General features: G+C 66.0%; 10 protein-coding genes. 3 read left to right on the forward strand and 7 right to left on the reverse strand.

Annotated elements, in window-relative coordinates; genetic code table 11:
- Nucleotides 1–28 precede the first annotated feature (28 nt).
- The 7 genes from NS365_RS08580 to NS365_RS08610 form a co-directional block, all read right to left on the reverse strand.
- Complete coding sequence (locus tag NS365_RS08580) at nt 29–1,741, reverse strand: glycerol-3-phosphate dehydrogenase/oxidase (RefSeq protein ID WP_058599858.1); 1,713 nt, start codon at nt 1,739–1,741, stop codon at nt 29–31.
- Nucleotides 1,741–2,511, reverse strand: a complete 771-nt coding sequence (locus NS365_RS08585) for a DeoR/GlpR family DNA-binding transcription regulator (protein WP_058599859.1) — start codon at nt 2,509–2,511, stop codon at nt 1,741–1,743. Before NS365_RS08585 ends, NS365_RS08580 begins: the two co-directional genes overlap by 1 nt.
- Complete coding sequence (locus NS365_RS08590; RefSeq protein WP_058599860.1) at nt 2,511–4,043, reverse strand: FGGY-family carbohydrate kinase; 1,533 nt, start codon at nt 4,041–4,043, stop codon at nt 2,511–2,513. Before NS365_RS08590 ends, NS365_RS08585 begins: the two co-directional genes overlap by 1 nt.
- A 204-nt stretch (nt 4,044–4,247) precedes the next feature.
- Complete coding sequence (locus tag NS365_RS08595) at nt 4,248–5,192, reverse strand: D-ribose ABC transporter substrate-binding protein (protein ID WP_058599861.1); 945 nt, start codon at nt 5,190–5,192, stop codon at nt 4,248–4,250.
- An 81-nt stretch (nt 5,193–5,273) separates the two neighbouring features.
- Nucleotides 5,274–6,350 carry an ABC transporter permease gene (locus tag NS365_RS08600; RefSeq protein ID WP_058599923.1) on the reverse strand — a complete coding sequence of 359 codons (1,077 nt, stop codon included), beginning with the start codon at nt 6,348–6,350 and terminating at the stop codon, nt 5,274–5,276.
- Nucleotides 6,351–6,376: 26 nt separating this feature from the next.
- Nucleotides 6,377–7,915: a sugar ABC transporter ATP-binding protein gene (locus tag NS365_RS08605; protein WP_058599862.1), complete on the reverse strand. Its 1,539-nt coding sequence runs from the start codon at nt 7,913–7,915 to the stop codon at nt 6,377–6,379.
- A complete protein-coding gene (locus NS365_RS08610; RefSeq protein WP_058599863.1) occupies nt 7,915–8,574 on the reverse strand; it encodes a DUF2291 family protein in 660 nt (219 codons plus the stop codon). The genes NS365_RS08605 and NS365_RS08610 overlap by 1 nt, the downstream gene beginning before the upstream one ends.
- Nucleotides 8,575–9,115: 541 nt before the next feature.
- Between NS365_RS08610 and NS365_RS08615 the strand changes: the two genes are divergently transcribed.
- The 3 genes from NS365_RS08615 (at nt 9,116) to NS365_RS08625 (ending at nt 13,395) form a co-directional block, all read left to right on the forward strand.
- Nucleotides 9,116–10,081: a sugar-binding transcriptional regulator gene (locus NS365_RS08615; RefSeq protein WP_058599864.1), complete on the forward strand. Its 966-nt coding sequence runs from the start codon at nt 9,116–9,118 to the stop codon at nt 10,079–10,081.
- Between the two features lie 165 nt (nt 10,082–10,246).
- Nucleotides 10,247–11,884, forward strand: coding sequence for an FGGY-family carbohydrate kinase (locus NS365_RS08620; RefSeq protein ID WP_058599865.1), 1,638 nt, complete (start codon nt 10,247–10,249; stop codon nt 11,882–11,884).
- Nucleotides 11,884–13,395: a glycerol-3-phosphate dehydrogenase gene (locus tag NS365_RS08625; protein ID WP_058599924.1), complete on the forward strand. Its 1,512-nt coding sequence runs from the start codon at nt 11,884–11,886 to the stop codon at nt 13,393–13,395. The genes NS365_RS08620 and NS365_RS08625 overlap by 1 nt, the downstream gene beginning before the upstream one ends.
- Nucleotides 13,396–13,399: the final 4 nt, after the last annotated feature.

Here is a 13,399-nt window from a genome sequence, read left to right on the forward strand (position 1 = left end):
CCGGAGCAGACCCGGCCGGCGGCGACGATTAAAGGGTGACGCCGTGATAGGTCACAAGGCTTTCAGCGGTCTGCGTCAGCTCGCGCTCCCGGCGCGCCGGGTCCCAGCCGAGAACCTCGGCGGCATGGTCCGCCAGCCGCTCCAGCACCGGCCGCGTTACCTCGCCGCGAACGGCGAGCGTCGTGCGACGCAGCACGAGATCGCCGAGATGACGAACGGATTCGTGCCGCAGGATGAAGTCAAGTTCCGACAGGCTGTAATGCGCCGCGCCCGGCAGCCGGTCGGCATCCGTCCAGCGTCCGCGATGCCCCGCGATCGCGCGAGCGGTCGTACCGTAGCGCGACAGGAGTTCGCCGACCCGATCGGCCGCAAAGCCGGATTCGCTCGCGACACGCGCGATCCAGGCGGCACGAGCCACCTCGTCCGCCGGAAAATCTCGCCCACCGCCGATCGGTAGATGCTGCGTCGAGACTTTGCGCGCCCTGCCCAGCCGGGACAGGACGGTATCGGCCACCTCTTCGGCAAAGCCCCGGAAGGTCGTCCACTTGCCACCGACCAGCGAGATGATCGGAAACGATCGTCCCGCGCCGGGTTCCGTGACCGGAGCGGAATGATCGCGGCTGATGAGGCCGGGATTGCTGGCATCGGAGGCCGGCAGCGGGCGAATGCCGCTATAGGTATAGACGATCTGGTTGCGATCGAAGGACAGGCCCGGCAGGAGGCTGCGCAGGCTCGCCAGGAAATAGTCGATCTCGTCGTCCTCGCAGCGCACCGAGTCGGGATTGTTCGCCTTGATGTCGGTGGAGCCCACCAGCGCGCGGCCGAGATAGTCAAAGACAAGACAGATGCGCCCGTCATCCGCTTCGAAATAGATCATCCGCCCGTTCAACTGGCGCAGCAATTCCGGATGGTCGAGCAGAATATGCGAGCCTTTGGTGCCGCCGATCAGCTTGGTCTCTGCGCCCAGCCGGGCGTTCACATGGTCGATCCATGGGCCGGCCGCGTTGATCGTGATGCGCGGGCGAACCGAACGGCTCGCGCCATCGGCAAGGCGAAAGGCCACAGCGCCCTCGTCCAGCCCGAGAAGCTCGGCGGAATTGGCGGCGGCGGAGCGGGGCGAAGCGCGCAAGCCATCCTGCACGAGTTCGAGCACCAGACGCTCGGGCCGCGCGATCTTGGCGTCGTAATAGAGGCCGGTCGCCTTGATGGACGGCGTCAGCATGGGCATGTCGCGCAAGGACTTGGCACGCCCCGACAGGCGGTGGCGCGGCATGACGCGATGGCGCGAGCCGTAGAAATCGTAGAGCGCGAGGCCGATCTTGATGAGCACGCCGCCTCGGCTGCGCGGCGCGGTGGTGGAGCCCATCAGCGTGCGCAGCGCCGCGCCGATGCCCTTCGTCCAGGAAAAGGCAGGGATGATCGTCGGCAGGGGCTCGACGCAATGCGGCGCGTTGCGCAGGAGGAGGTTTCGCTCCAGCGTCGATTGCGCGACCAGACCGAACTCGCCGGTTTCCAGATATTTGAGCCCGCCATGGATGAGGCGCGAGGGGGCAGCGCTGGTGCCCGAGCCGAAATCGCCCTTGTCGAGAATCAGGCAGGTCAGGCCCTGTTCGCAGAGATCGCGAAACAGGCCCGCGCCATTGACGCCCGCGCCCAGAATCAAAACATCGATCTCGCCGCCATCCAGGGCATGTAGGCGCGCGTCGGCGAAAAGCGAAGGGGTTTCAGGGAACGAGGTCATCAATCTGTCTCCACGAGACGAAGGGGTACGCCGGCCGCCTCCAGCGCGCGTCGCGGCTCGTCGCCCATGTGGCGAGGCACGAGAACCGCGTCGAAGTCGGACAGGTCGGCGAAGTGATGCAGGGCGGATTTGCCGAATTTGGTCGTATCGAGCAGGAGCAGGCGAGAGGCGCAGACGGCCATCATGGCCTGCTTGGCGCGCACGACCTGCCCGTCCTGAATAAAGGCGCTGGTGCCCGAGACGGCGGAAGCGGAACACACGAGGATATCGGCTCGCAGCCGCGCGATGGCGCTTTCGCAGACATGGCCGATCAGAGCGTCATAGGTGCGATGATACTGCCCGCCGAGGCCGATCAGATCGATCCCGTCGATCTGCTTCAGATGCTGGGCGGCCGAAAGGCTGTTGGTGATGACGGTCAACGGCGCGCGCTCGCTCAAGTGCGGCGCGAGCGCCCCCGCCGTCGAGGAATCGTCCAGCATGACGACCTGCCCCGGTTCGATCAGAGCCAGCGCAGCTTGCGCCAGCGCGCGCTTCTCGGAGGTCGCGACCGTCTCGCGATAGCGATACAGGCTCTCGTAGATGCCGGTCGGCTGCGCCGACACGGCGCCGTGCAGCTTGCGCAAGACGCCTTGCGCAGCCAACTGGTCGATATGGCGATGGATCGTCATGCGCGAGACACCGAAATGCTCGGCCATATCGTCGATCCGCACCTGACCGCGCGCGATGACATAGGTCGCGATCTCCTCGCGCCGATCGTCGCCCTTGCCCATCAGGCGTGGCCGGGACGGTCTGCGCCCATGGCTTCCAATTCCAGCCAGTAGGGCTTCAGCGCTTCGGCGAGACGCGTGAAGAGGCCGAAGCGCTCGTTCATCTCGGCCGTGCGCCGCGTATCCGGCTCGAAGCTGCGCGTGACCGCGCTCAGATCGCGCGGATCGGCCAGCGGCGACGCGTAGAGCCCGACGCTCGCCCCGGCGCACAGGGCCGCGCCAAAGGCGGCCGCCTCCTCCGTGCCCGGCACCTCCACCGGCATTCCCAGAACATCGGCGAAGAGCTGCGCGAAGGCCGGGTTGCGCGAGCCGCCGCCCGTCAGCATGGCGCGCTCGAACGGGAAGCCGTCGCGCAGTGCATCGACATGGGTGCGATGGTTGAAGGCGATCCCTTCCAGCACGGCGCGCAGCATGTCGCCTCGTTCGTGCCAGCCGTGAAGGCCGAGGAAGCTCGCGCTCGCCGTGTCGCCATGCGGCGAGCCGAAGAGATAGGGATGGAAGAACAGGGTCGAAGGCCGGCGGAAGGCTCCGTCCATCTCAGCGGCCAGAATCTCGTGGATGGACTGCCCCGCTTCAATCGCTGCGCGCTGGTCGCGCTCGCAGAGCCGGTCGAGAAACCAGTCGTAATTGGCGGTCGAGGCCGGCGAAATGGACATGTTGTTCCACTGGCCGGGCTCGATCGCGTTGCGGCAGAACCAGCGCGGGTCGGTGCGTGGGCGGGTGCTGACGACCTCGTTGATCGAATAGGTGCCGGCGACGATGCCGACCACATCCGGCCTGTGCGCGCCGATGCCGAGCGCCGAAGCCGTGACGTCATGCAGCCCGCAGGCAACGGGCGTGCCCTCTCGAAGACCCGTCACCGCCGCCGCCGCGCGCGTCACCGTGCCGACGCACTCGCCCGAGCCGAAGATGGGCGGCAGGGCGGCGGTGAGATCGTCCAGCCCGAAAAGCGTCATCGCGCCCGGCGAATAGGCTTGCGTGTTCACATCGGTGAAGGACGTGCTGGCCTCGGTGCGGTCGGTGCCGACTTCGCCCGTCAGGCAGAAGCGCAGCCAGTCCTTGCAGGCGAGGATATGGCCGATACCAGAGAAATTCTCGGGCTCTTCCGCCTTCACCCACGCGAGGAGCGCGGACGGCGCGGAAACATGCGGCGTCTGCCCGGTCAGCGAAAGGGCGTCCGAGAAGAGAGCGCTGTCGCGCCAGCGAGCAACGACATCCAGCGCGCGACTGTCGAGCGAGAGGATGCCGGCTCGCAAGGGCCGCTTGTCCCGGTCGAGGAGATAGACGCCGTCGCCATGCGCCGTCGCGGCCACCGCCTTGATGTCTTCGGCCGGCCGGCCGGACAGAGCGATGGCTTCCGCGATGGCCTCGGCGGTCGCCTTCCAGAGGCCGACGGGGTCGCGTTCCACCCAGCGCGGGCGCGGCATGGACTGCGGCACACGCCGCCGCGCAACGGACAATTGCGTCCCGTCCACGTCGAAAACAACCGCCTTGGTGACGGTCAAACCATTGTCGATTCCCAGAAGGCTGGCCATGGGCATTCTCGCGTCGAACACGGCCTCCCCGGCCGCCCATGCGCATTTCTATCACTTAATAATGTGAAGATAACAGTCTTATGCGAGATTTCAGGCACTATTTTTGATGGTCAGATGCGCGCCGTTCTACAAAAAACCGGCTGCGAATGTATCGCAGCCGGCCCTCGAAAAGCGGATCGGTTCGGGCCGGAGAGCCCGAGCGCCTTACTCCTTCATGACGAAGGGCGAAGCGTACTGATCCACATTGTCCTTGTTGACGATGATGCAGTCGAAGAGCTGCTTCTCGCTGGCCGCGCCCGTCTTGCCGTTCTTGATGAAGTTGTCGGCCTGACGGACCGCTTCCTTCGAGAAGATCGCGACCGGCTGGAGCACCGTGTAGGCGAGTTCGCCGGCCTTGATGGCGGCGACCGCATCGGGCGAGCCGTCGAAGCCGCCGACCGTGATGCCGGAGAGCTTGCCGGCTTCCTTCAGCGCGGCGATCGCGCCGAGCGCCATTTCGTCATTGCCGGAGATGACGCCGATGATGCCGGGATTGGCCTGAAGCAGGCTCTGCATCTTGGCGTAGCCCTGACGGCGATCCCAGTTGGCGACATCCGAGCCGACGAGCTTCAGGTCTGGATATTGGCTGAGAACGGTCTTGTAGCCGTTGGAGCGCGTGGCGGCGTTGTTGTCCGACGGCGCGCCGAGAAGCTCGACATAATTGCCCTTGTCGCCGACGGTCTCGACCCACTGCTGCGCACCGAGCGCGGCGCCCTGCGCGTTGTTCGAGACGAGCTGCGCCTTGGCGAGACCTTCCTGGTTGATCTCGGCGTTGACGAGGAAGACCGGGATGCCGGCCGCAACGGCCTTCTTCACAGCGCCGACCGAACCGTCCGCATTGGCGGGATCGAGGATGATCGCCTTGGAGCGGTTGGTGATCGCCGTGTCGATCAGGTTGCTCTCGGTGTTGGTGTCGCCCTTGTGGGAGGAGACGACCGTCTCGTAGCCGAGATCCTTGGCGGTCTTGGAGGCGATCTCGCCTTCCGTGAACCAGTAGGGGTTGGACGGATCGTTGACGATGATCGTCACCAGGCCGTCGGCGAAGGCCGAGCCGGCGAAGGTAACGGCCATGATACCCGCGAGCAGGAGGCTCTTGCCCGATTTCAACATGCTTTCTCTCCCTTGGTGGTCTGTGGCTGGTAACGCGCCGGGCGGCGAGGCCCGGCGTTTTCCGCGCGTCGGTTCAGGCCCTCAGGCCTTGGCACCCTGCTGCGGGGAAGGCGTGGCGGCGCGCTTGGGGCGGCGGCCATATTGGATGCTGTTGAGCAGAACGGCGAGCACGATCACCGCGCCGGTGAAGACCGTCTGCCAATAGGACGAAACGCCGATGATGACGAGACCGTCCGACAGGAAGCCGATGACGAAGGCGCCGAGCAGCGTGCCGCGAACCGTGCCGCGACCGCCCGTCAGCGCCGCGCCGCCCACGACCACGGCGGCGATCGCCGTCAGCTCGTAGGTCGAGCCCGCCGTCGGGCCGGCCGAGGTCAGCTGCGAGGACAGAACGAGGCCGGCAATCGCCGCGCAGACGCCCGACAGGACATAGACGAGGATCTGCGTGCGCGGCACCGGAACGCCCGACAGTTCGGCCGCGCGCGCATTGCCGCCCGTGGCGTAGACCCAACGGCCGAAGGCCGTGCGCGACAGGAGAACGCTGCCGATAAGGGCGACGACGGCGAGGATCAACACGCCGATCGGCACACCGAAGAGACGGTTGAAGCCGAGCCAGTCGAAGCCCGTATTGCCGAGATCCGCGCGGCCGCCGAGATTGTTGTAGGTCAGGCCGTTGGTCATCAGAAGCGCCACGCCGCGCGCGACATAGAGGACGCCGAGCGTCGCAACGAAGGCCGGCACCTTCAGATAGGCGATCAGCGCCCCGTTCAGGAGGCCGATCAGCGCGCCGAGCGCGCAGGTCAGCACCACGACGGCCCAGACCGGCGGATACAGCACGACGCCGAACGCTGGCAGGGTAACGCCCTGCATCAGGAAGCCGGCGATGACGCCGGCAAGGCCCAGGGTCGAGCCGACCGAGAGATCGATGCCGCCGGTCAGGATGACCAGCAACATGCCGATCGCCAGAAGGCCGAAAATGGCGACGTGCGAGGCCATGATCAGGAAATTGTTCACCGTGAAATAGAACGGCGACAGGATCGAGAAGACGACGATGATCGCGATAAGCGCGAAGAAGGCGCGACCCTCCAGAAGAAGGCGGGCGAGGTCGAAGCCCTCGGAGCCTGCCTTTCTGGGTGCGCTAGCGGTGCTGGTGGTCATGATCGGGATTCCGCTCTCTTTCTGGTTCACGCGACCACGGCCTCGCCCGAAGCGGCCATGATTTTTTCCTTGGTGACGCCCGCCGGGAATTCCGCCGAAATGCGGCCCTTGCTCATCACGATGATTCGATGTGCGACGCCGAGGCACTCGCTGACCTCGGAGGTGGAAAAGACGACCGCCAGGCCTTCACGGGCGCGCTCGGCCAGAAGCTTGAAGACTTCCGATTTCGCGCCGATGTCGATGCCACGGCTCGGCTCGTCGAGCAGCACGACCTTGGGGTGCGTGGCCAGCATCTTGCCGATCACCACCTTCTGCTGGTTGCCGCCCGACAGGGAGCCGATGGGCGCCGCGCCGCCTGCCGTCTTCACATGGACGCGGCGGATCGAATCGGCGACGATGTCCTTCTCCACACGGGTCGAGGTGAAGAGCCGGCGGGTGAAGGCCTTGATGCTGGCCAGCGACAGATTCTCGCCGACCGACATGGTCTGGACCAGGCCATCGCGCTGGCGATCCTCGGGCACGAGCACAAGCCCGGCCTGGATGCGCTCGGCGATGGAAAGGTCGGAAATGTCTTCGCCGCGCAGCAGGACGTGGCCGCCGCTGACGGAGGTGCGCCCGGCGACCGCTTCCAGAAGCTCTGTGCGCCCTGCCCCCATCAGCCCGTAGATGCAGACGATCTCCCCGGCCCGCACGTCGAGCGAAAGCCGCTCCACCGCGTCCGCGCCGGTCGGCAGCGTCACGGAGACATCGCGCACCGAAAGCGCAACATCACCGAAGGCATAGCCCGAAGGCGGCGAGCCGAGATCGTAGTTCTCGCCCACCATGTGACGCACGATCCATTCCAGATCGATCTCGCGGCGCTCGGCATAGGCCGTCATCGCCCCGTCGCGCAGCACGACCGCGTGGTCGGTGATCTGCAGCGCTTCTTCGAGGTGATGAGAGATATAGACGATGGCAACGCCGCGGTTGGTGAGATCGCGGATCACCTTGAACAGAACCTCGACCTCCGAGGCGCTGAGCGCTGAGGTCGGCTCGTCCATGATGAGAATGCGCGACTTCATCGACAGGGCGCGCGCGATCTCCACGATCTGCTGCTGGCCGAGGCGAAGCTCCTCGACCGGCGTCAGCGGGTCGATATCCTCTTCCAGCTCTGTCAGAAGCGCGCGGGCGATCTCGGCTTCCTTCTCGAAATCGACGCCGGTCGCGGTCTGGATCTCGCGGCCCATGAAGATATTGTCGCGCACGCTGAGGTTCGGCGCGAGGCTGAGTTCCTGGTGGATGATCGAGATGCCGCGATCGCGCGCGTCGTTGGCCGAGGCAAAGACGACGGGCTCGCCGTCCAGCACGATCTCGCCCGATGTCGGCGGCGTGACGCCCGACAGGATGCGCATGAGCGTCGACTTGCCGGCGCCGTTTTCGCCGAACAGCGTGGTGACCTGCCCGCGATGAATGTCGAAGTTCACGCCCTTCAGCGCATGGACGCTGCCATAGGACTTGGCGACGTTGCGGGCGGAGAGGACGACCTCGCCCTTGCGCGCTTCAGCGGAGGATGCGGACGCGGCCATCACTGCACCGTCAGCTTGACGGGCGTGACGAGCCAGTTCTTGGCGTTCACGAGGCGGAAAGCGCCGGTGACGGAGATCGTCTTGCCGGCAAGGCTCTTGGTGTCGATCGGCGCGAGAACCTCGGCCTTCATGGCATTGTTCAGCGCGGACCCTGCGTCCTGATATTCGATCTGGTTGGTGAACTGGCCGAACTCGATCGTCCCCGTCGCGTCGCGCAGCTCGGTGCCGTTGATGGCCGGTCCGGTCTGAACCCGCAGGGTCACGCCATCAGGCATGTTCGGGACGGTGACCGTATAGATGCCGGCCTTCGGCTCGCCCGCGACGCCCGTGAAAGAGACCGGCAGAACCGAGGTTCCGCCCGAAGCCACGCCGTATTTCTCGGCGGCGGCGGTCTTGTTCTCGGCAATCGCGGCGGCCAGCACCGGCGCATCCACCGCCTTGGCAGCGATCGCGTCCCGCACCTTGGGGAATTCTGCCGGGCCATAGGTCTCGGCAGAGAAGCGTTCAGGCCCGCTGGCTGCCTCGGACCCGATCCGCACAACCTTGGTGTCGAAGGCAATCCCGACCAGAAGCGCGAGGCCAATGAGCGAGGTGACGATCGTGCCTGGGCCGACGACGCGGCGCTTGGCCTTGGGGACGGAAAGAGTGGATGCGGTCATGACAGGCGACCTCCCATTGATGTTGAGCCGGCGCGGGCAGCGGACAATCGCGCGCCGCACCGGAAAGGATCGGCGATGCGTTCAGTGCGAGCGGGGAAGCGTGCGGCGAGCGCGGCCAGAAAGCTGCCGCGCGGCATGATCCAGCCGAGATGCCATCGTCAAGCGCATAAGACTGCCTCCCCTGCGAAGCCGAACCGACCCGATCCTCCACGTCGGCCGACCTCGTCACCCACCGCCACGGGCTCAGCCCGTGTTACATATTCTGTGATCTTGAACACAAGAACTGTTAGAAATCCAACAGCCTGTCAATCGTCGACAAGGGTTCAAGATACGACATATCGAAGGGATGGTTTCAAAACTGCGAGCGAGCGCGTCACAGTCGCTGCCTCAATCCCGGCAGCGTCCATCGCCTCACTAGAAATCCGCCATCTCCCACCGCCCTGCGCGCCAACGCCGTGATTTCGTTGACAAGCGCGAGGCTGCGTGAAAGACTTTGCACCAATTGAAAAATAATTCAATACGCAAACCTCTGGGATCGAACATGGCGCGGATCGCGACCAAGCGGGCGGATGACGACAGCCTTGCCATTCGCGCCGCCTGGCTTCACTTCGCCGCCGGCCTGACGCAGGCTGAGGTGGCCGAGCGGCTCGGCGTGTCCAATGTGAAAGCGCATCGACTCGTCTCCTGGGCCAGCCAGTCGGGTGCGGTGAAGGTCACGATCGACGGCGACGTGACAGAATGCCTGCTTCTGGAAGAGCGCCTGTGCCAGCGTTTCGGCTTGGCCTATGCGCAGGTCGTTCCCAATCTCTATGAGGACGGGTTGCCCCTACGCGCGCTCGGCATCGCAGGCGCAGGCTATCTGAAGCGCGAGATCGAGGGCACGGAAGGCCGCGTCATCGGGATCGGCCATGGACGCACGCTTGCCGCAGTTATTTCCGCCAGCCCCCGCATCGATTGCGGCTCGACCCGCTTCGTCTCGCTGATGGGCGGGCTGACACGCAATTACGCCGCCAATCCGCATGACGTGATGCATCGCCTCGCCGAACGCACGGGCAGCGCCGCCTATGTCCTGCCGGTTCCGTTCGTTGCGAATTCGGCGGCGGATCGCGAAGTGCTCCTGTCTCAGCGCGGTGTTGCGGATGTCTTTGCGCTGGCGACCACCGCCGATCTGATGATTGTCGGGATCGGCACGACGCAGCCCGATGCGCAACTCGTCGGCGCCGGCATGATCGATCTCGACGAGATTCGCGAAGTGCAGAACGGTGGTGGTGTCGGCGAGATCCTCGGCCACTTCTTCGATCGGGCCGGCCAGCCGATCGACACCTCGCTCGCCGCGCGCACCCTTTCGCCCGATCTAGCGGCCCTCCAGGAGCGCCGCATCGTGGCGATCGCCGGCGGGCCGGCCAAGATCGAGGGGATCGGCGCCATTCTCCGCAGCGGCCTGCTAAGCGGTCTCCTCACCGACGAGCGCACCGCGACGGCGCTGATGGAACGCGCCGAAAACTGACACTCAGGGGCACGGCATTTCACCGCCAACCGTTCGATATGACGACAAGCCGGCTTCGCGCTTCGGACCCAACCGACCGGCCGGCATCAAAGGGAGGAATCTTCATGCAAGGCTTCAGCGCCTCTTGTTTCCCGGCCGCGCCTGTCTCGAGCGACGAGGCCTGACATGTCGCACATGCAGGATCTTCTGATCGGCATCGACGCCGGAACCTCGGTGATCAAGGCCGTGGCCTTCGATCTCGGCGGCCGGCAGATCGCGGTCGCATCGGTTCTCAACCATTATGCGCTCGGCCGCGACGGCTCCGCCCGGCAATCTCTCAGCCAGACCTGGGACGACTGCGCCCGCGCGCTGCGCGATCTCGGGACGAAGGTGGAAAACCTCGCCCGCCGCACCGCCGGCGTCGCGGTCACCGCTCAGGGCGACGGGACATGGCTTGTCGGCGCGCGTAACCGGCCGGTGACGGATGCCTGGCTCTGGCTGGACGCCCGCGCCGCGCCGAGCGTGCGCCGTCTCGTGCAATCGCCGCTGGAGCGCCAGCGCTTCGAGCGCACCGGCACAGGGCTGAACACCTGCCAGCAGGGCGCGCAGCTGGCGCATATGGACGCCACCTCGCCTGAATTGCTCGACGGCGCGGAAGTCGCACTCCACTGCAAGGACTGGCTCTATCTCAACCTGACGGGCGTCCGCGCGACCGACCCGTCCGAGGCGAGCTTCACCTTCGGCGATTTCCGCACGCGGCGCTATGATGACACGGTGATCGAATCGCTGGGTCTGACCCATCGTCGCTCGCTCCTGCCCGAGATCGTGGACGGGACTGAGACCACCCATCCGCTGTCCGCCGAGGCCGCACAGGCGACCGGGCTGCTCGCCGGAACGCCGGTCAGTCTGGGCTATGTCGACATGGTGATGACGGCGCTCGGCGCGGGCGTCCATGCCGGTGGCGCGCCGGCCGCCTGCTCCACGGTCGGCTCGACCGGCGTTCACACGCGCGCGGTTTCCGCCTCCGACGTCGTGCTGAACGCCGAGGGCACGGGCTATGTGATCGCGCTGCCGATTCCCGGCATCGTGACGCAGGTCCAGACCAACATGGCAGCGACGCTCAATATCGATTGGGCGCTGCGCATGGCGGGCGACCTTCTGGCCGAGATGGGCTGCGAGACAAGCCATGCCGATCTCGTGCAGCGCATCGAAGGCTGGATGCAGAAGAGCCAGCCGGGCGCGCTTCTCTACCACCCCTATATTTCGGACACCGGCGAGCGCGGCCCCTTCGTCAATGCCGATGCGCGGGCCGACTTCATCGGTCTGTCCGCCAACCACCGCTTTCCGGACCTGCTTCGCGCCGTCGTGGAAGGCCTCGGCCTTGCCGCGCGCGACTGCTACTCGGCCATCGGCGAATTGCCGGCCGAACTTCGGCTCACCGGCGGCGCGGCACGCTCCAAGGCGCTGCGCGCGGTTCTCTCGGCCTGCGTCGAGGCGCCCGTTCGCGTCTCCGCTCGCGAAGAAGCGGGCGCAGCGGGCGCGGCCATGATGGCCGCCGTCGCCATTGGCGCCTATCCCACGATGGACGCCTGCATCGCCGAATGGGTGACGCCGCTTCTGGGCGAAGCCGAAGCGCCGAATGCCGATCTCGTGCGCACCTATCGCGGCCTCTTCCCGGCCTATGCGCAGGCGCGGCGGGCTCTCGTTCCGGTCTGGAGCCAGTTGGCGGATCAGCGCAACGCGCCCGCCAGCGCGCCCGATCTCGAACCCGAACATACCGAACAGACCCTACTCGCGGCCCAGTCGGCCGAAAGGAGCGCATGATGACGGATATTCCGATGGTCGATCTCTTCGTGATCGGCGGCGGCATCAACGGCGCGGGCATCGCGCGCGATGCGGCCGGACGCGGGCTCAAAGTCATTCTCTGCGAGAAGGACGATCTGGCGCAGGGGACGTCCTCGCGCTCGGGCAAGCTCGTCCATGGCGGGCTTCGCTATCTCGAATATTACGAGTTCCGGCTGGTGCGCGAAGCGCTGATCGAGCGCGAAGTGCTCTTGAACTCGGCGAGTCACATCATCTGGCCCATGCGATTCGTCCTGCCGCACAGCCCGCAGGATCGCCCGGCCTGGCTCGTGCGCCTCGGTCTCTTCCTGTACGATCATCTGGGTGGCCGCAAGAAGCTGCCGGGCACGCGCTCGCTGGATCTGCGCCGCGACCCCGAAGGCGCGCCGATCCTCGACCAATACACCAGGGGCTTCGAGTATTCGGACTGCTGGGTGGACGATGCGCGCCTCGTGGTGCTGAACGCCGTCGGTGCAGCGGAGAAGGGCGCCGAAATCCTGACCCGCACCGCCTGCACCAGCGCGCGCCGCGAGAACGGCCAGTGGCGCGTCGAGATGCGCGACGAGCGCACGGGCGCGACGCGCACGGTTCTCGCTCGCTGCCTGATCAATGCCGGCGGCCCCTGGGTCAACGATATCGTTGGACGCGTGGCCGGCAGCAATTCGCGCCGCAATGTGCGCCTCGTGAAAGGCAGCCACATCATCGTTCCCAAGTTCTGGGACGGCGACCACGCCTATCTCGTCCAGAATCACGACAAGCGCGTCATCTTCATCAACCCCTATGAGGGCGACAAGGCGCTGATCGGCACGACGGACATTCCCTATGAGGGCCGGCCGGAAGAGGTGAAGGCCGACGAGTCGGAAGTCGAATATCTGCTGGCGGCCGTGAACCGCTACTTCAAGGAAAAGCTGCGCCGCAGCGACGTGATCGAGACCTTCTCGGGCGTGCGTCCGCTGTTCGACGACGGCCAGGGCAACCCTTCGGCCGTCACGCGCGACTATACGTTCGATCTCGATGAGACGGGCGGTGCGCCATTGCTCAACATCTTCGGCGGCAAGATCACCACCTTCCGCAAGCTCGCCGAACATGCCGTGCAGAAGGTCGGCAAGTTTTTCCCGAACATGGGGCCGGACTGGACGGCCGGGTCCAAGCTGCCGGGCGGCGAGATCGAGAATGCCGATTTCGTCGCCTTCACCGAAAAGATGCGCGAGGCCTATCCGTGGCTGCCGCGTGGGCTCCTGCATCATTACGGCCATCTCTACGGCGCGCGGATGACCAAACTCCTCGCGGGCGCGACCTCGATGGACGGGCTCGGCCGCCATTTCGGCGCCAAGCTCTACGAAGCGGAAGTTCGCCACGTCGTGAACAACGAATGGGCGCTCAGCGCCGAGGACGTCTTGTTCCGGCGCACCAAGCAGGGGCTTCACATGAGCCCGGCCGAGCGCGAGACCTTCGCGCAATGGTTCGACGGCGAATTGCTGCGCGCCGCCTGACGGT

The organism is Aureimonas ureilytica (assembly GCF_001475935.1).
Lineage (GTDB): Bacteria > Pseudomonadota > Alphaproteobacteria > Rhizobiales > Rhizobiaceae > Aureimonas > Aureimonas ureilytica_A.